This is a genomic window from Bartonella sp. AP40SXNS, from assembly GCF_042195825.1.
Classification (GTDB): domain Bacteria; phylum Pseudomonadota; class Alphaproteobacteria; order Rhizobiales; family Rhizobiaceae; genus Bartonella.
In genome coordinates this window covers 121,312-144,908 of the sequence record NZ_JBHIPB010000004.1, presented here as the reverse complement: position 1 = coordinate 144,908, position 23,597 = coordinate 121,312, and the positions used below count along the sequence as shown (strand labels likewise).

Here is a 23,597-nt window from a genome sequence, read left to right as displayed (position 1 = left end):
CATGCAAACTGAAATAATAGCGCAATTAGTCTTAATTCTTCCAGAGCTTTTAATTGCATTAGGAGCTGTCGTGCTGCTTATGATTGGTGTTTATTCCAATACACGTGCTTCTTTAACAGTGACAGGTTTAGCCATAGCACTTCTTGTGGCAACCATTGTTATTCTTATAGTTTTTCCGGAAAATGGCTCATTTCAAACCAATGCGCTCGTTATCGATTCCTTTAGTCGTTATATGAAAATTTTAATGCTTATTGGTGCACTCTTTTCTCTTATCATGTCTGTTGGTTTTGCCAATGCACAAAAGTTTAATATATTTGAGTTTCCAGTGCTTGTTCTTTTAGCAACCCTTGGAATGATGTTTATGATTTCAGCGGGTAATATGCTGTCGCTTTATATGGGGTTAGAATTGCAATCTTTAGCTTTATATGTTTTAGCAGCGATTAATCGTAATAATGTGAAATCTTCTGAAGCCGGTATAAAATACTTTGTTTTAGGAGCATTATCTTCAGGGTTGCTTCTTTATGGTATTTCTTTGCTTTATGGTTTTACCGGTCAAATTGGTTTTCACGAAATTGCTCTTGCTTTAAAAGGCAAGAATGTACAATTAGGGGTTATTTTTGGAATTGTCTTTATTTTAGCTGGTTTGGCTTTCAAAATTTCTGCTGTTCCGTTTCATATGTGGACACCTGATGTTTATGAAGGAGCGCCCACACCGATTACAGCATTTTTTGCTGGTGCCCCTAAAGTCGCTGCAATGGCTTTAATCATCCGTATTATTGTGGTGACCTTTATTCCCCTAGGACGTGTTGATAACGTGATGCCTGCATGGCAACAAATTTTGGTGTTCATGGCAATTGCATCAATGATACTGGGTGCTTTTGCTGCAATCGGTCAGAATAATATTAAGCGCTTAATGGCTTATTCGTCGATCAGTCATATGGGTTATGCACTTGTTGGTTTATCTGCTGGAGATATGCTTGGGATAAAAAGCGTTATCCTTTATATGACTATTTATCTTGGAATGACGCTTGGTTCATTTGCCTTTATTCTTGGAATGCGCTCTCAGAATGGAAATGTTGAAAATATTTATGATCTTTCAGGGTTAGCAAAGACGAATCCGTTTATGGCTGTTGTGATGACAATACAGCTTTTTTCTTTAGCAAGCATACCTCCTATGGCTGGTTTTTTTGGAAAGTGGTATACATTTTCTGCTGCTGTCCACGCTGGACTTACGCCACTTGCTGTCGTTGGGATGATAGCGTCTGTAGTTGGGGCTTTTTACTATTTGCGAGTCATTAAAATTATGTGGTTTGATGATGCAAAAGCGCATTTTGTTGCTTTATCGAAAGAGCTTCAATTTTGTCTTGGTCTTTCTGTATTCTTTATTTTATTTTACGCGCTTTTTGGAGTTTGGTTCGCTGAGCTAGCAGAAAAAGCAGCAACAGCATTGTTTTAACGAATATGGTTTATACTTTATCAGATTTTGCACAAAAACAGGGATACACTGTTGAAGCGTACGATAGTATTGATTCAACAAATCTCATTGCGCAACGAAAAGCGCAAACTGGTCATCAAGGTAATCTTTGGATTGTTGCACAAGAACAATTACAGGGAAGAGCGAGAAGAGGGAGAACTTGGTCTAGTCCTAAAGGGAACCTTTATTCTAGTCTTTTGTTAATTGAGGATATTGTGCATCAAACTGCTGCTCAACTTGGTTTTGTTGCTGGAGTAAGTGTAGCAGAGGCAATAAAACAATTTATAAAAGATGAAAAGCAAACAAACAATATTGTGAGCTTAAAATGGCCAAACGATATTTTGCTCAGAGGAGAAAAAAGCTCTGGAGTTTTGCTTGAGATTTTAAAATTGTCATCACAACAATATGCCTTGGTTATTGGTATTGGAATAAATGTGAAATATAATTATGAAAACGCACTCTATCCCACTTCAAGTTTAAAGAATATTGGTTTGCATATTGAAGCAGAACAATTATTTACGGTTTTGACGGAGTATTTTTCTAAAAACTATCTCCTTTGGAAACAATCAGGAGGACGCAATATAATTCGCGAAAAGTGGCTTTTATACTCTGCTCATCTTGGGCAGCATGTCAAAATAATCAATGATGAAAAAGTCATCGAGGGTATTTTTGATGGTCTTGATAGTGATTTTAACTGCATCATAAAACAAAATAATGGTCAAACAGCCATTATAACAGCTGGGGATGTTCATTTTGGTTCAGCTGCTTCTGCTCATGCAAATCGTATTAATTGATAAAGTTTTATTTCATCATCAGATTATCTTAATGATTTAGGAGATGTTTATGGTTGCGGCCAACGAGAATGAATTTGTTTTTTTACCTTTAGGAGGAGTAGGTGAAATAGGGATGAATCTCGCTGCTTATGGATTTGGTCCTGAAAATTTTCGTGAATGGTTGCTTGTTGATATGGGAGTTAGTTTTGCTGGACCTGAATTACCGGGAGCAGATCTTGTTTTGCCTGATATTCGTTTTCTAGAAAGTGAAAAACACAATATTCATGGTCTTGTTTTAACACATGCTCATGAAGATCATTATGGGGCCGTTCTTGATTTATGGCCAAAGTTACAGGTTCCAATTTACTGTACGCCTTTTACGGCAGGATTATTGGAAAGTAAAAGGCAAGCAGATTTTGAATCTCAAAAAAATTCACTCAATATTTTTCAAGCTGGTGATTGTTTTCAGGTAGGTTCCTTTGCTGTAGAGGCTATAGCCGTTAACCATTCAATACCAGAAGCTGTCTCTTTAGCAATTACAACCTCTTTGGGGACTGTGATTCATACTGGTGATTGGAAAATCGATCATACCCCTTCACTCGGGGCTGTAACCGATGAAAAAAGATTTCGTGCTTTAGGCAAAAAAGGTGTTTTAGCATTACTTTGTGATTCCACAAATGCGTGTCGGGATGGTATATCTCCATCAGAGCAGCAGGTTCAAACCAGTCTTTCTGAAATTATTTTGAAAGCTAAAGGGCGCGTTGCGATAGCAACTTTTGCTTCTAATATTGGTCGGATACGTTCTATTGCTCTTGCCGCTGAAGCTTCTGGGCGTAAGGTACTTGTCATTGGGCGTTCCCTTAAGCGAAGTATTATGGTTGCACAAGAGCTTGGTTATATGAATGGTTTAGCGCCATTTGTAACAGAAGATGATTATGGTTACATCCCGCGAAAAGATCTTGTTTTAATCGTCACAGGAAGCCAAGGTGAGCCGTGTGCTGCTTTGGCTAAACTTTCACGTGATGGAATGAGGAATATTGCACTCTCCGCTGGTGATACCGTTATTTATTCATCACGAAGTATTCCAGGAAACGAAAAATCTATTCTTGAGGTACAAAATCGTTTCATTGATTTGGGTATTGAAATTATTACGAATGAAGATGCTCTTGTTCATGTTTCAGGTCATCCCCGTCGTTCAGAACTTTTACAGATGTATGATTGGATAAAGCCACAGATACTTGTTCCTGTACATGGGGAAGCAATGCATCTTAAGACTCACGCAACTTTAGCCCGTCAAGCAGGTATTCAAACTGTTATGGATATCAGAAATGGCTATATGTTACGTCTCGCACCAAAGCCTGTAAAAGTTGTTGATCAAGTTCCTGTTGGACGTATCTATAAGGATGGTTGCCTAATTGGGGATGAAGATGAATTAGGGATTCGTGAACGCCGCAAACTCAGTTATGCTGGTCATGTTACTATTTCTCTCCATATAAATAATAAGTATGAATTATTGGGGGATATCGGTCTATCAACATTCGGGTTACCTGAAAATAATGGAAAAGGGGAGAGTTTGAAAGATATTCTTTTAGATATTGTAGAAAATACAGTTTATAACATCCCACGGCTAAAACGGAACAATAATGAACTTATTCGAGAGGCAACACGACGTGCAGTAAGAGCAGCTGTTCATGAGATTTGGCAAAAAAAACCTATCTGTACAGTTTTTTTACATCGGTCAAAATAAAGAATTTTCCTATTACGTTATTTAAAGAGAAAAGCATTTTTATTTTATTGCTAAATAAGAAAAATAGAGAATAGAGCACAATAAATTTTGAAACAATAAGATCGTTATATTTGCAAGTATTCAGAATGCGGCTATAGATGAATGGAGGGTGTGTTAAATTGTTTCAATATGGTAGATCTGATTAGGAGTTAATTATTTCAATGCGTCTTTCTCAATATTTCCTTCCCCTGTTAAAAGAGAATCCTAAAGAAGCAGAAATTGTTTCTCATCGTTTTATGTTGCGTGCTGGGATGATTCGACAGCAAACATCAGGAATTTATTCTTGGCTTCCTTTGGGAAAAAAAGTGCTTGATAAAGTTTGTAAAATTATTCGTGAGGAGCAAGAACGCGCTGGTGCAATAGAAGTATTGATGCCTACAATTCAATCTGCTGATCTTTGGCGTGAAAGCGGTCGCTATGATGATTATGGTTTGGAAATGCTCCGCATTAAAGATCGTCAAAAACGTGATTTACTTTATGGTCCAACCAATGAAGAGATGGTAACAGATATTTTTCGCTCTTATGTTCGTTCTTATAAAGATCTTCCGCTTAATTTGTATCATATTCAATGGAAATTTCGTGATGAAATTCGTCCACGTTTTGGTGTGATGCGGGCACGAGAATTTTTAATGAAAGATGCTTATTCTTTTGATCTTGATTATGAAGGTTCTAAAACATCTTATAACCGTATGTTTGTTGCTTATTTACGCACTTTTTTTCGTCTTGGTTTAAAAGCAATTCCCATGCGTGCTGACACAGGTCCCATTGGGGGGGAGCTCAGTCATGAATTTATCATTTTGGCTGAAACGGGAGAGAGCGCTATCTTCTGTGATAGACAATTTCTTGAACTTACCGTTCCCCATAGTTCAATCGATTTCAGTGATAAAGCTGTTTTAGATGATATCGTTAAACAGTGGACATCTTTTTATGCAGCGACAGAAGAAATGCATGAAGAAGAGGAATGGGCTAAAATTTCTGAGAATAATCGTCTTTCAGCGCGTGGTATTGAGGTTGGGCATATTTTCCACTTTGGTACTAAATATTCCGCTCCAATGGGAGCAAAAGTTATGGGACAAGATGGAAAAGAGCATGTGGTCTCTATGGGATCTTATGGTATTGGGCCTTCGCGTCTTGTTGCGGCCGCTATTGAGGCTTCTCATGATGAAAATGGTATTATTTGGCCAAAGTCGATGGCACCGTTCGATTTTGGGATTATCAATATGAAGCCTGATGATGAAAAATGCACACAGGCATGTGAGTTTCTCTATCAGGGATTAAAGAAGGTTGGTTTTGATCCGTTATTAGATGATAGAAATGAACGTCCTGGATCAAAATTTGCAACAATGGATTTGATTGGTTTGCCAACGCAAATCATTGTTGGTCCTAACAGCATTGCACAAAATGAAGTTGAAATTAAAGATCGCAAAACAGGTGTAAAAAAATCTCTAAAGGTTGAAGATGTACTCAGCCAACTTTCTATAATTTAATAGGAAATATTATGAAGAGGCTGAAAAACAAATGCTTTTCATCTTATGAGTGGATGATCGCTTTTCGTTATATGATTCCGAATAAAAAACATGTCGTTGCCTCTGTTATTTCAATTATTTCTCTTATTGGGATTATGTTGGGCGTATTTGCTCTGGTTGTTGTTATGGCGGTGATGAATGGCTTTCGTACAGAACTTCTCAATCGTATTCTTGGTATGAATGGACATCTTATTGTTCAAACAGTTGATTCTGGTTTTTCTGATTATAAGACTCTTATTTCTTCTTTAGAAACTACAAACGGTGTGAAGTTTGCTTTACCTGTTATTGAAGGTCAAGCGCTTGTTCAAGGTGAAGTTCAAGGTGGCTCTGGCGCGTTAGTTCGTGGTATGCGCAAACAAGATCTAGAAAAGCTTAAAACAGTCTCTCAAAACATTAAATTAGGATCGATTTCTCGGTTTGATCAACAAGAAGGTGTTGCAATTGGAAGTGGCTTAGCAGAAAAATTAGGACTGACAGTTGGAAGAGATATTCGTATTATTACTCCAGATGGTGATGAGACTCCTTTTGGCGTTACTCCGCGCGTGAAAGCTTATAAAGTCGTTGCTATTTTTGAAGTTGGTATGTCTGAATATGATTCAATATTTATCTTTATGCCTCTTCATGAAGCACAAATGTTTTTTAATTTAGGAGATAAGGTTCAGTCTTTAGAGTTATTTCTAAATAATCCTGATGCAGTTGATCAAATAAAACCCGTTGTAGAAAAAGCAGTTGATCAACAGGTTTATTTAATTGATTGGCGTACACGCAATCAGGCTTTTTTTTCAGCTTTACAAATTGAACGAAATGTTATGTTTTTTATTCTTTCTCTGATCGTTCTTGTTGCTGCTTTAAATATTATTTCAGGGCTGATTATGCTTGTAAAAGATAAAAGTCATGATATTGCAATTTTACGCACGATGGGGGCGCAACAGAGTGCGATTTTGCGTATATTTATCATTACAGGAATGATGATTGGTTTTATTGGAACGATATTGGGGTTAGTTTTAGGTGTTATCGCGACCGCGAATATTAATCATATCCAAGACTTTATCTCTTGGTTATTTAATGTCGACGTTTTTAATCCTCAACTTTATTTTTTAACAAAATTGCCGGCACAAATTGAGTGGAAACAGACCGTCTTGGTTGCTGTGATGGCTTTATTCTTGTCATTTCTTGCTGCTCTCATTCCGGCATGGCGTGCTGCTAAGCTAGATCCCGTACAAGCTTTGAGGTATGAATAATGACAGCTATTTTAGAGCTTGTAGAGATTGAAAGACGCTTTTTCGAGGGGCATAAGCCGCTCATTGTTTTAGATAAAGCGAATTTTATTCTTAATCGTGGAGAGCTTGTCGCACTTGTTGCACCATCTGGTGCTGGAAAATCAACACTTCTTCATATTGCTGGATTATTAGAAAAACCAACCGCTGGTGATGTGATGTTACGGGGTGTTTCTTGTGCAAAGCGTTCTGATAGTGAGCGAACAGCTATAAGACGAAATGATATTGGTTTTGTTTATCAATTTCATCATTTACTTCCAGAGTTTACGGCGTTAGAAAATGTCATGATACCGCAAATGATAGCAGGATTAAAAAAATCCATAGCAGAAGATCGTGCGCGTAAATTATTAACGTATCTGCGTATTTCTCATCGTGCTAACCATCGTCCCTCAGAGTTATCGGGAGGAGAACAACAACGTGTTGCTATTGCACGTGCAGTAGCAAATGGCCCTTCGGTTCTTTTGGCTGATGAACCTACAGGAAATCTTGATCCAGTAACTTCAGCTTATGTTTTTCAAGCTTTATCTATCCTTGTTCGTCAGTCTGGTCTTTCTGCTCTTATTGCAACACATAATTACGCTTTGGCTAAGCAAATGCATCGTCGAATTACACTTAAAGAACAAAAAATTATAGAACTTCCTTAAAGCAATGTATAAAATTTATACGAATAATTGAATAGTTTATATTACTTTATTCAAGGAGATTTTTTATGACAGTTTTTGCCGTTGACAAAAATCAATTAGATGCTCGTCGTCGTCGATTGATTTTTCGTGCATGGCATCGCGGTATTCGTGAAATGGATCTCATTTTTGGACATTATGTTGATGCTCATATCATTGAGATGAATGATAAAACGCTCTCTGAGCTTGAGTATATTATGTCTTTTGATGATCGTGATTTACTCACATGGATTACTGGAGAAATTTTGCCCCCCTCTGAAGTTGATAGTCCACTTTTCCGTGATATTGCCAATTATCGTACTTGCTTAAGTTATTAATCCCGATGCCTATATTTAAAAAAATTGTTATTCCCAAAAATAATTCTGTTCGTATGATTTTAGATGGCGTTACTGATGGATTTGAAGCCTTTGCGCTTGCTAAATTAAGTTCAGAAATTGCACAAGGTAAACCGCTCATCTATGTTATCCGTGACGGAACAAAAATTGCGCATTTACAACAAGTTTTAAATTTTATTGAACCCAATTTACCCGTACTTCAATTTCCTGCATGGGATTGTTTGCCTTATGATCGTGTGTCACCAGGAATTGCTGTTATGGCACGTCGACTATCAACATTGGCACACATAGCAAATTTACGGAAAGATCCACATCCTGCAATTATATTAACAACAGCAAATGCAATTATGCAAAAGTTGCCTCCTCGTGAAATGATAAAAGCTCAGCTTATTCACGCATGTGTTGGCCAACGCAATAACATGGGAAATCTTATTCAATTCCTAGAAACCAATGGTTTTGAACGCGTTACAGTTGTCCGTGATGTTGGTGAGTTTGCTGTAAGAGGAGGAATACTTGATATCTTTTCTCCGATGGATGTTGAACCTTTACGCCTTGATTTTTTTGGAGATACCCTAGAAAGTATCCGCGTATTTGATCCAGAAAGTCAAAGGACAACAGGCCAAAAAACTGAACTTTTATTACAGGCAATGAGTGAGGTTGTTCTTACACCAGAACGTATCAGTCGTTTTAAAAGCAATTATACCCGTACATTTGGTGTATCACAAAAAAATAACATGCTTTATGAAGCAATTTCTCAAGGACGGCGTTTTGCCGGTATGGAACATTGGCTTCCATTTTTTTATGAAAACCTTGATAGCTTTTTTGATCATTGTGGCAACTTACCGATAGTTTTTGAGCATCTTATAGAAGAAGTCTTCATTGAGCGCTATCGCCTTATTGAAGACTATTATAATGCGCGTAAAGAGCGCGAAAATGATAAAGAAATTTCTACTTCTTATCATCCAATAGACCCTAGTCTTCTTTATTTAACGCTAGAGCGTGTTTTGGAATGTGTGCAACAATCTTCACAGCGTATTGATTTTTCACCTTTTAATATTCCACAAAGTTTGGAACAAACAGTTATTCACACCAATGTTAAACAGGGATATGATTTTGTAAAAGAGCGTAATGCGCAAGAAAAAAATGTTTTTTCAAATGTTATTGATCATATCGCCTCTTTACGCACTGCTGGCAAAAAAGTACTTTTAGCGTGTTGGAGTGAAGGGTCTCTCAATCGTTTGATACAAGTTCTTGATGAGCATGGATTGAAAAAAATAGATGTTGTAAAATCCTTGCAAACTGTCAAAGCAACACCACGAGATCATATATTAGCAGCTGTTATCATGATAGAACATGGTTTTGAGGCTGAAGATTTAGCTATTATAGCAGAGCAGGATATCCTAGGTGATCGCTTCATCAGATCACCAAAGCGGCGTAAGAATAATACAAATTTTATTTCTGAAATTTCTGCTTTAAATTCTGGTGATATTGTTGTGCATATCGACCATGGTATTGGCCAATTTGTTGGTCTTAAAACCATCACAACCACTGGAATTTTACGAGATTGCCTTGAAATTAAATATGCTGGAGGTGATTTACTTTTTTTACCTGTTGAAAATATTGAGCTTCTCTCACGTTATGGCTCAGAAGGAACAGAGGTAACTTTAGATAAATTAGGGGGTGTTGCTTGGCAAGCACGTAAAGCGCGGCTTAAAAAACATTTATTGGAAATGGCAGGGCAATTAATCCGTATAGCTGCAGAGCGTATGACTCGTGCTGCGCCTGCTTTACTTCCACCAATTGGACCATTTGATGAGTTTGTTGCTTGCTTTCCCTATGAAGAAACGGAAGATCAAATGAATGCAATTGATGCTGTTCTGGATGATCTAGCCTCAGGCAAGCCGATGGATCGCTTGATATGCGGTGATGTTGGTTTTGGAAAAACTGAAGTAGCCATTCGAAGTGCTTTTGTTGCAGCATTAAATGGATATCAGGTTGCGGTTGTTGTACCAACAACTTTGCTTTCACGTCAACATTACAAAACATTTATTTCGCGTTTTCAAGGATTACCAGTTAAAATTGGACATGCTTCGAGGCTTGTAAAAGCGAAAGAACTTGCACGAGTAAAAAAAGGTGTTTCAGATGGTACAATCGATATTGTCATTGGAACCCATGCATTATTAAGTGGTGCAGTTAATTTTTTACGGTTAGGCCTTCTTATCATTGATGAAGAACAGCATTTTGGTGTCAAACACAAAGAGCGTTTAAAAGAGCTTAAAAGTGATATTCATGTTCTCACACTTTCAGCAACTCCCATACCACGCACTTTAGGGTTAGCTTTATCGGGTGTACGTGAACTTTCATTGATAACAACCCCCCCCATTGATAGAATGGCGGTTCGTACTTTTATTTCACCATTTGATGCACTTGTTATACGAGAGACCCTGCTTCGAGAATATTATCGTGGTGGACAAAGTTTCTATGTTTGTCCTCGTATTTCTGATCTGGCTTTTGTAGAAGAATATCTCAAAACACATGTGCCAGAACTGAAATTCGTTGTGGCTCATGGACAAATGCCGGCTGGACAACTTGATGATATCATGAATGCATTTTATGATGGGCAATATGATGTGCTACTCTCAACAACCATTATTGAATCGGGGCTTGATATTCCAACAGCCAATACTCTAATTGTGCATCGTGCTGAGATGTTTGGCCTTTCTGCCCTTTATCAGTTACGTGGTAGGGTAGGGCGTTCAAAACAACGTGCTTATGCTCTCTTTACATTTCCTGCTGGTAAAGTCTTAACAGCTGCTGCCGATCGCCGTCTTAAAGTTTTACAATCTCTTGACACCTTAGGGGCCGGTTTTCAATTGGCAAGCCATGACATGGATATCCGCGGTTCAGGCAATTTTTTAGGTGAAGAGCAATCGGGGCATATCAAAGAAGTTGGATTTGAACTCTATCAAAAAATGCTTGAAGAAGCTATTGCTGAATTAAAAGATGGAGAGCTAAATGAAGATAAGCAATGGTCTCCTCAAATTTCTCTTGGTACAACAGTGATGATACCAGAAAGTTTCGTGCCTGACTTATCATTACGTATGGGACTTTATCGTCGTTTAACAGAACTTGATGATTTAGAACAAATTGATGAATTTGCAGCGGAGTTAATTGATCGCTTTGGTCCTTTACCCATTGAGGTTCAACACCTTCTTAAAGTCTTTTATATCAAAACATTGTGTCGAAAAGCGCATGTAGAGAAATTAGATACAGGACCAAAGGGGATTGTTATACAGTTTCGTAATAACTATTTCGCAAATAGTGTTGCTCTTGTTCAGTGGGTTGGAAAACAAGGTTCGATGGCAAAAATTCGTCCAGATCAAAGTATCGCTCTTATTCGTGATTGGTCCACAGCGGATGAAAGGCTTGTTGGAGCAGCGAATATTATGACACAGCTTGTCGAAATGGCAGAACAACATTCTGTTTAAAAAATATCTTTATTATTTCAGAGCTATTACTTATTTTTATAAAATTCTTATATAAAAACAATTATTTATTGATTTTATATAAGAATAAAATTTATTGATTTTATATAAGAATAAAATTTAAGTTTATAATAAAGAACCATTTATATATTTATTTGGTTTTTATTATACACGTATTGATATAATTAAGAAAATAGATTAGATTGTTTAACTCCAATAAATAGCACTTATCATATAATAAGCTAATAAGCTTCTGTAAATTTTTTAGAAAGAAAAAATTTGGTAAAGATAACATGCTTTCTTCATTACAAAAGTGTCTAACTATCGTTTTTTTATTACTCACTTTGATATATGGCGTAAAAAACGCTCACGCTGAGTTATCTTCTGATGAACAATACCAACATTTAAAAAACAAAAGAAAGAATATTAAAGAGAGCATACAATTTATTGAAGAAAGTATGTCTCATTTGAACATTTGGGAAAAAAATATTTCTAAAGCAGAGTACTATGAGCGTTTGCAGGAACGGAATAAGCTATACAAAAAACTGAAAACTCTGAAGAATGAATATTATAATCTTGGTTCGAAATTACAGGATCTAGCTGAAAAAAAACAAAAAATTATCTTTAGAATACATATAGCGAGAGAGTACGAAGTAGGGGAGTATGAAGAAAAGTTGATTAAAACAAAAGATTATTTAAAAAAAACTCAAATATTTAATGAATGGGGAATGAATGAGAAAAGTGGAGGTGATGATGAGATAATGAAAAATTATCTCATGTTTATTATTGCTTGCAACACGTTAGCGGATATATTGCAGAGTGATATAGGTGCTATTTTGCGCAAAGATTTTGATTGGAAAGATAAAGATTTTAGTTGGGCTAAAGGCGCAAATAATTCAATAAGTCCTAGTTTAGTCAGGGATATTAAAGAATTACTAACAGATGGCTCTTATAGTTATGAAAAACAAATATTTGACGATATAAAAAATAGTCTTACAAAAGATAATTTGTTTGTTAAAAATGCACCTGAGCTTTGTAGAACCATTAAAGAAGTACATAATATAATGCTGCCAAACAAGAAAAAGAATATTATAGATCGTATGCGTTCTCATGTTAAAGAATTATTCAATTAAAAAGTATTGTTTGATTTATGTTGAATTATATTCAAAATAGAAAAATACTTAATTTTTCTTAACAGTATAATTTAGAAAATTCATAAAAAATAATGCCATAAGAATATCCAATTAAAAATTTTCTCATATAAATACAGATAAATTAAGATTATATAATAAATAATATTTAAAATATGTTAGTAAAATATATTTTATTTTTTTGTTTTTAATATTAATTTATAATAAAGTAATTTTATGTATATAAGATATTATATATTGTTATTATCATATAATATTTATTATATATATTAAATAATAAACTCATATATCTTTTTTATGTTTTCTTTTTATGCATAATTTTTTGTGTTTGTAGTTTTTTATTTTTATCTGATTAATTATTTTAATGACGATACATCTCATATCATAAATCTTGTTTCATTGATACGATAAGAGAAATATTTATAGCTCTAAGTTGTGTTATATACAGAAACAAAATGATATTTTGAATTCATTTTTTTAAAAACTTAAATCATTAACGATTTATATCTTTGATGTTGTGAAAGATGAAAAGAATTTACAATTTAGCAGCTTCTTTTATTTGAGAAATAACTTAAAATAAATTGATAAAAGCTATATTTTTATTCACGTTGTAAAGCTGAGAGATGATATTTGTACAGAGGTACAATAATGGGTGTTTAATATATGAGCATAAATTTATTATGGCTTTGGGCACGTAAAATAATTCATAGGGGGTATTTTTATTCTTTTGTTTAGTAGTTTTATCTATAAAACTAATTCCGCTTATGATGTACAAGTGGAGAAATTTTATTGATTCAATAATAAGAGAGATTCGCGCTATTAGGATCTTTCGCACAATATAGAAAAAAGATAAATTATTATTATAAATTAATATGTTATTATATTTTAAGGAAGTTTATTATAAATAAAATATTTTCAGCAGTCATAGATTTTTTCTCTAAGAAAATGTGTTGTTTAATTAAGAAAAAGCGCTTCTTTAGTAGCGTATTTTTAAACTAAACTGTTTAGTTAAACGCTATAGAATATAAAATTTTTTATTACAAAAACGTATCACCATTGTTTTGTAAACAAGGGCAGAAATTTTAGACAATCAGTGGTTTAATTCATCAAATGTTTCAATAATATCATAGATGATTTTGTTTTTGTGTATCATACAAGGCACATAAGGAAAACAGTAAAATTTATCTGATATTTTGGAGCTTCATGCATTGCAACACCTGTTTCTAAGGTTCTATGAGCTTAACACGAAGAGTAATAAATGTAAAAAGTTTAATTAGTAAGTTTTTTAGAGTAGTATTAGAGTTTATTTTAATTAATATTGCAATATTGATTCGTTTGTGTAATCTTAGTTTAAATGCACAGAGGTGTTTTATGGATAGATTGCATCAAATACCAATGTGATGAAGAGGGGAAATGATATGAGTGTATAAAATTAGAATGGCTCGTCGTATTTTTTCTCTAAATTTGACTTTTTTTTTTATATTGAAGTAAAAATAGTAAAATTAATTGTTATTTCATTATAAGTTAATAAATTAAGTTGGAATTATATTTAATATTTTTTTGAAGTTACTTAAAAGCGCGTTGAAAGGATTAACTTAATCATGTCGCATAAAAATGTTTATTCTGCTGTTTCAGTATTAGTTGGAGCCGCTGCCCTTTTTCTTATAGCTGGTATTTCTGCAAATGCGCAAACTTTATCACAAGGTTGGTACAAAGTTTGCAGTAAGCAGCATGATGTTGATATTTGTAATACAATGAATACTGTATTATCGAATACGGGACAACCTTTAACGGCTTTTAATCTTGTTGAAATAAAAGGGAAGCAAAATGAAAAACGTATAGGCATTCAAGTGCCGACAGGTCGTTTTTTGCCAGAAGGTGTTCATATTAAAATTGGTGATGATTTCTCTAAAAAAATCCCTTATGTGATTTGTAATGGACCAAGTTGTATTGCCAATGATGTTTTAGATGATAAGCTTATAGCAGCTATGAAAAGTGGTACAAAAATGGTTGTAACCACAGTTAATTTCCGTGGTTCAGCTAATCCTATTGAATTTTCTCTGAATGGATTTACAGCAGCCTATACCGGTCCTGGTATGGAAGAAAAAGATTTTCAACAAGAACAAATAAAGCTGCAGCAAGCTATTCAATCAAAACAAAAAGAAATTGAAGAGCGTATGCGTGCTGAGCAAGAAAAAGCAAAACAAAAGTAATAAAACCACACCATAAAATTTGGTCAAAACGTTTTCTATAATTGTTTATTTGAACCGCCACAGTTTTCTGTGGCGGTTTTTTAAAATCCTTAATTTTTCGAAAGAATTCTGCGTTTCCACCAACCAATACGTTCAGTTTTGGAAGAATCATTAGGCGTTGATGAAATAACAACGGGTTGATTAATTGTTTCTTCAATTTGGGAAGGAGAGGTTTCGATAATTTCCTCCATCTCGATTACAGTTTCTTGCTCTAATATTTTTTGTACTTGCGTTGTCTCTTTAGAAGATGATTTTTTACGTGTTCCACGTGTTGATTTTTTACTCTTTTCAAGAGCTTTATCTTCTACCTCATGAATAGATTTGTCTGCTTTTTTTGTTTTAGTTTTACGCACCGAACTGGTTGTAGGTTTTTCTTCAAGAGATTTTTGTTCTGCAATATTTTGATCATTCTCTAAAGAAAGTTGATTTTCTATTACTTTTGAAGAACGTGTTTTACGTTTTTTAGGTTTAATACTTGTATCATTTTTTTCAGATTCACTCTGTTGTTGTATACCTAGAGCTTGTGTATTATTTTTTGTTTCTTCAAGTTCAAAAGATTTAGCAGATGAAACACGACGTTTGCGATGCGCTGCTTTAATTTCTGCTAAAGCTTGCTTAGCAAAATCTCCCACTGGTTCTGCATAAGGAACGCGAATCTGATGAAAACTATTATCTTGATTGCGTCGACCACCACGACGTCCTCGACGACGTCCTCGATGATAAGAATCATCATTCAAGGTATCTTCTTTTTTATGAACGTTGGAGAGAGAATGATCAGTAATTTCACCGTGACGATTTTTGCGCCGACGCTTTTGGTTTGTTTCAATGGGAGATGGATTTTCAATAGATTCACTCTTTATGAAAACAGAATCTTCAATTTCTTGCTTATTATCACCTTCCAATGAAGATTGAGAAATTCTCTCTGCTATTGAGCCTTTAGAAATAACAAGATGTTGTGTTCCAATACTATCATCTGCTTCAATACTAATATTAAGTTTAAAGCGAGCTTCTAAATTAACAAGAATATTGCGTTTATGATTTAATACATAAAGCGCAGTTGCTACGGGAGTGCGCACGATAATATTATGTTGCGAATTATGAAGAAGATATTCTTCAATTGAGCGCATGACATGTAACGCAATTGATGATTCAGAACGTATAGTTCCTGTTCCTGCGCAATGTGGGCATGGCTGTGTCGTACTTTCTAAAACCGATATGCGAATACGTTGACGACTCATTTCTAAAAGGCCGAAGTGTGAAATATGACCAACTTGAATACGAGCACGATCGTTTTTTAAACAATCTTTTAATTTTTTTTCGACAAGCTTCACATTACGTTCTTCAAGCATATCGATAAAATCAATCACAATTAAACCAGCAAGGTCACGCAAGCGTAATTGACGCGCGACTTCTTCAGCAGCTTCAAGGTTAGTTTGTAAGGCTGTCTTTTCGACAGAGAATTCTTTTGTAGAGCGGCCAGAATTTACGTCAATAGCAACAAGTGCTTCTGTTTGATTAATAACAAGATAACCACCAGATTTTAAAGAAACTTGTGGTTGCAACATTTTATCAAGTTGAATTTCAATATTATTTCTTGCAAAAATGGGCGTAGGATCACGGTAAGGTTGCACAACTTTTGCATGACTTGGCATGAGCATACGCATAAAGTCTTTCGCTTCACGATATCCTTGGTCTCCAGATACAAGAATTTCACTAATGTTCTTATTGTAAAGATCTCGTATAGAACGCTTGATGAGATTGCTTTCTTCATGGACAAGGCATGGCGCCGTTGACTCGAGTGTCAAAGTGCGAATAGTATCCCATAACCGCATAAGATATTCATAATCACGTTTAATTTCAGCTTTTGTTCTATTGGCACCAGCGGTTCGTAAGATAACTCCCATACCTTTTGGAACGGCTAATTCTTTTACGATTTCTTTAAGACGCTTACGGTCTTGTACGTTCGTAATTTTTCGTGAAATACCACCACCACGTGCTGTGTTGGGCATTAGAACAGAGTAACGACCAGCTAGAGATAGATATGTTGTAAGGGCAGCACCTTTATTACCACGCTCTTCTTTGATAACTTGTACCAACAAAATTTGACGTCGTTTAATGACTTCTTGAATTTTATACTGGCGTCCTTGTTTTCTTTGATAAATCGGGAGCTCTTCACGGATGTCCTCAGCACCGACCATTTCAATCTCATCATAAGAGATATTGGCATTTAATGCTTCTTCTGTATTATCAATTATTGTCGCTTCAGATGTGATATCATTTTCAATATCGGCTGCTATAACATTGTTTTTTTCACTTTTTTTTGTTCTTCTGGAGCGTTTTTTATTTTTAGTTGCTTCTTCCGTAAAGGTATCTATAGAATTTTCTCCTACAGCTTCTTTTTCTTCTTCTTCAAGAAGAGCAAGGCGATCAGCAATAGGAATTTGATAATAATCAGGATGAATTTCAGAAAATGTTAAAAAACCATGTCGGTTTCCACCATATTCAACAAAAGCTGCTTGGAGAGACGGTTCTACACGCGTAATACGTGCGAGATAAATATTCCCCTTGAGCTGTTTTCTATGTTCTGATTCAAAATCAAGTTCTTCAATTTTGTTGCCGTGAACAACAACAACACGTGTTTCCTCCGGATGGGAGGCATCTATAAGCATTTTGTTTGACATAAGTTAATATCCTGAAGGCGACATGCACAATTTTATTCAAACGAATGCTATAACTATTCGTAAACATAAAAGGCTGTCTGCCATAAAAGGGAGGTACCAGAAAAACAGGACGGAACACCACGTGCAAAGGCATGACTGCATTTACACCATTTCTCATCATTATTTCCATCTGTTTTTTATGACTCATATTTCTTAAAAGTCTCCGGTAAAATAATCTTTAAAACAGTTCGGATATCCGAACCAACGAATCTTAAGTAATGCAATCCTAATGTTACAACATAGAAATTTTTCATCCATAAAAAAGTCTCAACGCATAATAGACAAAAAACCCCTAAAGACAACTTAATATGAGTTGTAGATAATTTAGATGACTATTATCAGCTAGGAAGCATAAATATTCTTTTATGTTGATATCATGCGTTTGGCAAGTAACAATGTAAATTTGGCAAGTAACAATGTAAATCATGTATAATTATAATATCTTTATGACCTTAATTCCATTTTGAGGTGTTTATTTAGCTTTTATTGAAAAATGGAGATAAATTGGTGTATCGTTTTATGTAACCAAGATAAATTATTACAAAGGTAATGTAGAGTATTTTGCTTATGATAAAAGTTTTTTTTACCAAAAAGCTGAAAACAGCTTATGGGGATGTTATTGTGCTCGTCACATACTTTTTATTATCTTTTTTGCTACTCCAAACTAGTGTTCAAGCCGCAGATCCTCTGAGACTTATTAATTTTCGAACCATTGGTGATAGTGTTCATACGCGTATTATTGCGGTTTTTAATTCAAAACCAAATGTTCGTTTACAGATTTTGGACAGGCCCGCACGTTTGGTTATCAATTTACCTACAATTGACTTTTCGATGCAAAATACGCCTTTAAAGAAACGGAATACATTATCCGTTATGCTTTCAGATGTGCGTTATGCTTTCTCTGACATACAGACTTCACGCATTATTTTGACAAGTAAAACGGCTTTTGTGGTTGAAAAAAATGTCGTAAAAAAATTAAATAATGGTTTATGGCAGTTGCTGATTGATATTCGTAAAAGTACACAAGAAAAATTTGATGAGATATTAAAAAAACAGCAAAGAAGCAATTTTGATACAAAAACACAGTTAATGCCAGCATATAATTTCCGTGTTGTTCTTGATCCTGGTCATGGTGGTATTGATGGTGGTGCACGGGGTGTTACTGGAATTTTAGAAAAAGATGTGACTTTAGACTTTGCGCGTGCATTGCGAGACGAATTACAAAAGGATTCTCATATTACCGTTGCTTTAACACGAGATTCCAATATTTTTTTAAGACTAAGTGAAAGAGTTAAAAAAGCGCAAGAGTTTGATGCTGATCTTTTTATATCTATTCACGCGGATACGATTGATCTACATTCTCTTCGCGGTGCCACAGTGTATACCATATCAGACAAAGCCTCTGATGCCATTGCAAAATCTTTAGCTGAAAATGAAAATAAAGTTGATTTGCTTGATGGTTTGCCTGCAGATGAAACGCTCGAAGTTACAGATATTTTGATGGATCTTACACGACGTGAAACACATACATTTTCGGTTAATTTTGCAAATAGTGTTATTTCAAGTTTATCAAAGAATCATATTAACTTGATTAATAACCCACATCGGTACGCTAATTTTCAAGTTTTAAGAGCTTCAGATATACCCTCAGTCTTGATAGAGATAGGTTATTTATCCAATAAAGAGGACGAAAAGTTATTAAATGATCCTCATTGGAGAAAACAAATGGCAGCCTCTATTGCTCATTCTATTCGTCAATTTGCTGATTATAGGCAGAAAATGATACAGCCTCTTTAAATTTGTGAGAAAATAGAGTATCAATAGGGGCTTCTAGTGTACCCTAGTATAAATAAAAGATAGAAAACAATTTCTCTTGATCTCAATCTTGTGGTGTTATCCACTTGGTGTGTTTGAAGTATAACGTATTTTTTCTTTGATTAATTCTTAAGAAAGCGATAGCCGTTTTTATGATGATTTTTTTAAGATATCTTCTTCGTTTTTTTGTTGCTATTGGACTTTGTGGTGCAATAATGTGGGGTGTTATGACCAGTGGTCAAGCAAATGCGCTTCCTGATTATGAAGTTCTTTCACTTTATGAGCCGCCAGTAATGACCCGCGTCCATGCTTCTGATGGTCGTCTTATGGCAGAGTTTGCAACAAAACACCGTCTTTATTTGCCGATTCAATCAATACCAAAGCTTGTTATAGATGCTTTTGTTTCGGCTGAAGACAAGAATTTTTATCATCATTTTGGTTTAGATCCCGAAGGGCTTTCTCGCGCTTTGATCAATAATATTCGTAATATTGGTTCTGGAAGACGTCCAGAGGGTGCATCAACTATAACGCAACAAGTCGCTAAAAACTTCCTTTTAAGTTCAGAAACAACGTTAGAACGTAAATTTAAGGAAGCTATTTTAGCAATGCGTATTGAGAAAACTTATTCAAAAGATCATATTCTCGAGCTTTACCTCAATGAAATTTATCTGGGTCGTGGCACTTATGGTATAGCAGCAGCTTCTTTGACTTATTTTAATAAATCCGTTAATGATCTGACGTTAGAACAATGTGCTTATTTGGCTGCTCTTCCAAAAGGACCAGCAAATTATGATCCATTTAAGAATACACAACGTGCTATTGAACGGCGTAATTGGGTTATAGACCGTATGATTGCAAATGGATATGTAACGCGTGAACAAGGTGAAAAAGCGAAAGCTAAACCTTTAGGAGCGACAATACGTGGGAGTGATAGCTATGTTTTTGCGGCTGATTATTTTACTGAAGAAGTGCGGCGTCGTTTAATACATCGCTATGGGGCTAAAACACTTTATGAAGGTGGGCTTTCCATTCGTACAACGCTTGATCCGCATTTACAACTTATTGCACGACGTGCTTTGCACAATGGATTAATTAGATTTGATCATGCGCAAGGATGGCGTGGAGCTTATGCGCATATTGATGAGAAAGGTGATTGGGGGACAGAACTTGCAAATATCACAGGGCTAAGTGATGTTCCTGAATGGCGTTTAGCTGTTGTTCTTTCTACTAATCCCAACAAAGTAGAGATTGGTTTACAGCCACAGCACGAAGCTTCAGGTATATTATCCCCAAAACGGGAAATTGCTGTTTTATCTGAAGCTGATTCAAAATGGGCTCTCCATGTTGTAAAAGAAAATGGTTATCGAAAAACTGTTCAGAACTTATCTCATGTTCTGCAAGTTGGGGATGTCATTTTTGTTGAAAAACTATCCAATACAAACAACACTTATCGTTTACAACAAATTCCAAAGGTTGAAGGTGCAATTGTTGCTATGGAACCTCATACAGGGCGTGTTCTTGCTATGGTGGGAGGATTTTCTTTTGCCGAATCTGAATTCAATCGTGCAACCCAAGCTTACCGCCAACCGGGGTCTGCTTTTAAGCCTTTTGTTTATGCAGCAGCTCTTGATAACGGATATACACCAGCATCCGTTGTTTTAGATGGCCCCATAGAAGTTCGTCAATATAATGGTGAAGTTTGGCAACCCAAAAATTATGGTGGTACCTTTGCAGGACCTTCAACGTTGCGTTACGGTATTGAGCATTCTCGTAATCTTATGACAATACGGCTTGCCAATGATATGGGAATGCCTCTTGTCGCTGAATATGCAGAACGTTTTGGGGTTGTAGATAAATTGCAGCCTTATCTTCCCATGGCTTTAGGGGCTGGTGAAACAACAGTATTACGGATGGTTACAGCTTATTCCGTTATTGCCAATGGCGGACGCTCTATTAAACCTTCTCTGATAGACAGAATTCAAGATCGTTATGGGAAGACAATTTATCGTCATGATGATCGTATTTGCGAAAATTGTAATACGAATTCATGGAATAATCAAAGTGAGCCCACATTGATTGATGAGCGAGATCAAGTTCTTGACCCTATGACGGCTTATCAAATTACATCGATGATGGAAGGGGTTGTTCAGCGTGGTACTGCGGCACGTTTACGTTATCTTAATCGACATATTGCCGCTAAAACAGGAACAACCAATGACTCTAAGGATGTCTGGTTTATGGGATTTACTCCTGACATTGTCGTTGGTATTTTTGTCGGTTATGATCAACCAGCTCCGTTAGGATATAATGGAACAGGAAGTTCATTAGCTGCACCTATTTTTGGTGATTTTATGGTAGATGCTCTTAAAGGGAAGCCAGATGTTCCCTTTAAGATGCCCAAGGGTATGATTTTAATGCCAATTAATCGAAAAACAGGAATGCTTGCCGAAAGAGGAGATCAAGATGTCATTATAGAAGCATTTAAACCAGGGACAGGTCCTGCTGATATCTATCAAGTCATTGGGAGTACGAATTCTTTTCAAGAAGGTGTTCCTGCAGTAACCACTTCTCCACAAGTCAATAAAGCTCTTGAAAGTGGGACGGGTGGGCTGTATTAATCGATAAATTTTTTTGCCATGAGTTATGGTTTTTATCTATTTTTTACAATGTCGGTTCCGTAAATAGAATGATAAAACCCTACCATTTTCTGATAGCTGCTTTTAAATTTGTATAAAATGCTAAGAGACATAACCAGAAAGAGTATTAAAAAATACGGTGTTAAATTATGCGAGCAGAAATAGAAACATTAGTTGATGAAATCCAGAAAGCAATTCAATTGCTAAGGGGGCATCTTTGACTGGGATCAATCACTAAAACGTCTCGAATATCTTAATCAAAAAGCGGAAGATCCATCCTTATGGGATGATGCGCAACGAGCACAGGATATGATGCGTGAGCGTCAACGTCTTGATGATTCAATTAATGGCCTTTTATCATTTACAAAAACTCTTGAAGAATGCATTGAGCTTATCGCGATGGGCGAAGAAGAAAGTGATGTTGAAATTATCGCTGAAGCAGAAAATTCAATACGTAATCTTAAAAGTGAGATAGATAAAAAGCAAATTGATGTGCTTCTTTCAGGAGAGGCGGATCCAAATGATACCTATTTAGAAGTTCATGCTGGGGCAGGGGGAACTGAGAGCCAAGATTGGGCTTCTATGCTCTTACGCATGTATATGCGCTGGGCTGAACAGCATGCAATGAAGGTTGAAGTTTTAGAAATTCATGATGGAGAAGAAGCAGGAATAAAGTCAGCGACTATTCTTGTAAAAGGGCATAATGCTTATGGAATGTTAAAAACAGAATCAGGCGTTCATCGCTTAGTGCGGATTTCCCCGTTTGATTCGAATGCAAAGCGCCATACCTCTTTTGCAAGCATTTGGGTTTATCCGGTTATTGATGATAATATTGAGGTTGATGTTTCAGAGGCAGATGTGCGGATTGATACATATCGTGCATCAGGAGCAGGAGGGCAACATGTTAATACGACAGATTCTGCCGTTCGCATCACACATATAAAAACGGGTATTGTTGTTCAATGTCAAACAGAGCGTTCTCAACATAAAAATCGCGCTACGGCTTGGTCGATGTTGCGTGCACGGCTTTATGAAGAAGAGCTTAAAAAAAGAGAAGAAGAAACCAATGCTGCTGAATCTTCTAAAACAGAAATCGGATGGGGACATCAAATTAGATCTTATGTTCTTCAACCCTATCAGCTTGTCAAAGATTTGCGTACAGGAATTGAAAATACTGATCCACAATCTGTACTTAATGGTAACTTAGATGTATTTATAGAAGCAGCGCTTGCTCGACGCATTTATGGACAAGATAAAGAAATTGAAGATATTAATTAATTATATATCATCCTTCAAGGATGCAAATTTGTTTCTTAAGTTATTCATTTTACTGAGGTTGTGATTTACGGTAGCTCTTGATACTTGAGAGGTTCAAAGAGGTATTCTCTTTTTTCCTTTCTTCAAGTTTTTTCTCACACGCCAATCCTGCTATATAAACGCATGGATTTATAATGATAATTCACTGTTTTGCATATTGAATGAGAATCCCGCATATCGTAAGATTCTTTCATTTCAAACTTGTTTATGTTGAATCAATCAAAATCACTACTTGCACATAACAAACGGGGTGAGTGTATGGATAAAAATTATAGAAGAAAGGATTAAAAATGGCTCTTATGAACTATCTTAAGTACTAGGGGCTATCCTCAAACACCTACGAGCTGGCAAGTGTGTGATGGTGCCGGCT

Annotated in this window: 14 protein-coding genes; 13 read left to right on the top strand and 1 reads right to left on the bottom strand. The window is 35.7% G+C overall.

All coding sequences use genetic code 11. The features are described from left to right. Position 1 precedes the first annotated feature (1 nt). The 10 genes from nuoN (at position 2) to ACFILZ_RS04615 (ending at position 14,700) form a co-directional block, all read left to right on the top strand. Positions 2 to 1,456 (top strand): NADH-quinone oxidoreductase subunit NuoN, encoded by a 1,455-nt coding sequence (nuoN, locus tag ACFILZ_RS04660; RefSeq protein WP_375610346.1) that lies wholly within the window; start codon positions 2 to 4, stop codon positions 1,454 to 1,456. Positions 1,457 to 1,461: 5 nt separating this feature from the next. Next, entirely contained in the window at positions 1,462 to 2,268 is an 807-nt protein-coding gene (locus tag ACFILZ_RS04655) for a biotin--[acetyl-CoA-carboxylase] ligase (RefSeq protein WP_375610347.1), read from the top strand. Positions 2,269 to 2,317: 49 nt separating this feature from the next. Then, a complete protein-coding gene (locus ACFILZ_RS04650; protein ID WP_375610348.1) occupies positions 2,318 to 3,994 on the top strand; it encodes a ribonuclease J in 1,677 nt (558 codons plus the stop codon). 200 nt (positions 3,995 to 4,194) lie between these two features. Further along, positions 4,195 to 5,520, top strand: coding sequence for a proline--tRNA ligase (gene proS, locus ACFILZ_RS04645; protein ID WP_375606842.1), 1,326 nt, complete (start codon positions 4,195 to 4,197; stop codon positions 5,518 to 5,520). Positions 5,521 to 5,531: 11 nt separating this feature from the next. Next, positions 5,532 to 6,800: a lipoprotein-releasing ABC transporter permease subunit gene (locus ACFILZ_RS04640; protein ID WP_375610349.1), complete on the top strand. Its 1,269-nt coding sequence runs from the start codon at positions 5,532 to 5,534 to the stop codon at positions 6,798 to 6,800. After that, positions 6,800 to 7,480, top strand: coding sequence for an ABC transporter ATP-binding protein (locus ACFILZ_RS04635; protein WP_375606844.1), 681 nt, complete (start codon positions 6,800 to 6,802; stop codon positions 7,478 to 7,480). Before ACFILZ_RS04640 ends, ACFILZ_RS04635 begins: the two co-directional genes overlap by 1 nt. Before the next feature lie 65 nt (positions 7,481 to 7,545). Next, complete coding sequence (locus ACFILZ_RS04630; RefSeq protein ID WP_375606845.1) at positions 7,546 to 7,833, top strand: succinate dehydrogenase assembly factor 2; 288 nt, start codon at positions 7,546 to 7,548, stop codon at positions 7,831 to 7,833. 5 nt (positions 7,834 to 7,838) lie between these two features. Beyond that, positions 7,839 to 11,339 (top strand): transcription-repair coupling factor, encoded by a 3,501-nt coding sequence (gene mfd, locus ACFILZ_RS04625; protein ID WP_375610350.1) that lies wholly within the window; start codon positions 7,839 to 7,841, stop codon positions 11,337 to 11,339. Between the two features lie 290 nt (positions 11,340 to 11,629). Next, positions 11,630 to 12,469 (top strand): hypothetical protein, encoded by an 840-nt coding sequence (locus tag ACFILZ_RS04620; RefSeq protein WP_375610351.1) that lies wholly within the window; start codon positions 11,630 to 11,632, stop codon positions 12,467 to 12,469. 1,619 nt (positions 12,470 to 14,088) lie between these two features. Next, positions 14,089 to 14,700, top strand: a complete 612-nt coding sequence (locus tag ACFILZ_RS04615) for an invasion associated locus B family protein (protein ID WP_375610352.1) — start codon at positions 14,089 to 14,091, stop codon at positions 14,698 to 14,700. A gap of 89 nt (positions 14,701 to 14,789) precedes the next feature. On the opposite strand, the gene ACFILZ_RS04610 is transcribed toward ACFILZ_RS04615, so the two are convergent. After that, positions 14,790 to 17,420, bottom strand: coding sequence for an Rne/Rng family ribonuclease (locus ACFILZ_RS04610; protein ID WP_375606849.1), 2,631 nt, complete (start codon positions 17,418 to 17,420; stop codon positions 14,790 to 14,792). Positions 17,421 to 18,026: 606 nt separating this feature from the next. Between ACFILZ_RS04610 and ACFILZ_RS04605 the strand changes: the two genes are divergently transcribed. The 3 genes from ACFILZ_RS04605 to prfB all read left to right on the top strand — a co-directional run bounded on the left by ACFILZ_RS04605 (position 18,027) and on the right by prfB (position 23,188). Next, on the top strand, positions 18,027 to 19,256 hold the full coding sequence (locus ACFILZ_RS04605; RefSeq protein WP_375606850.1) for an N-acetylmuramoyl-L-alanine amidase: 1,230 nt from the start codon (positions 18,027 to 18,029) through the stop codon (positions 19,254 to 19,256). Between the two features lie 170 nt (positions 19,257 to 19,426). Continuing rightward, positions 19,427 to 21,892 (top strand): penicillin-binding protein 1A, encoded by a 2,466-nt coding sequence (locus ACFILZ_RS04600; protein WP_375610353.1) that lies wholly within the window; start codon positions 19,427 to 19,429, stop codon positions 21,890 to 21,892. Positions 21,893 to 22,059: 167 nt separating this feature from the next. Beyond that, a protein-coding gene (prfB, locus tag ACFILZ_RS04595) for a peptide chain release factor 2 (protein WP_375606852.1) occupies positions 22,060 to 23,188 on the top strand; the annotation gives its coding sequence in 2 pieces (ribosomal slippage) (positions 22,060 to 22,128 and positions 22,130 to 23,188; 1,128 coding nt in all). Positions 23,189 to 23,597: the final 409 nt, after the last annotated feature.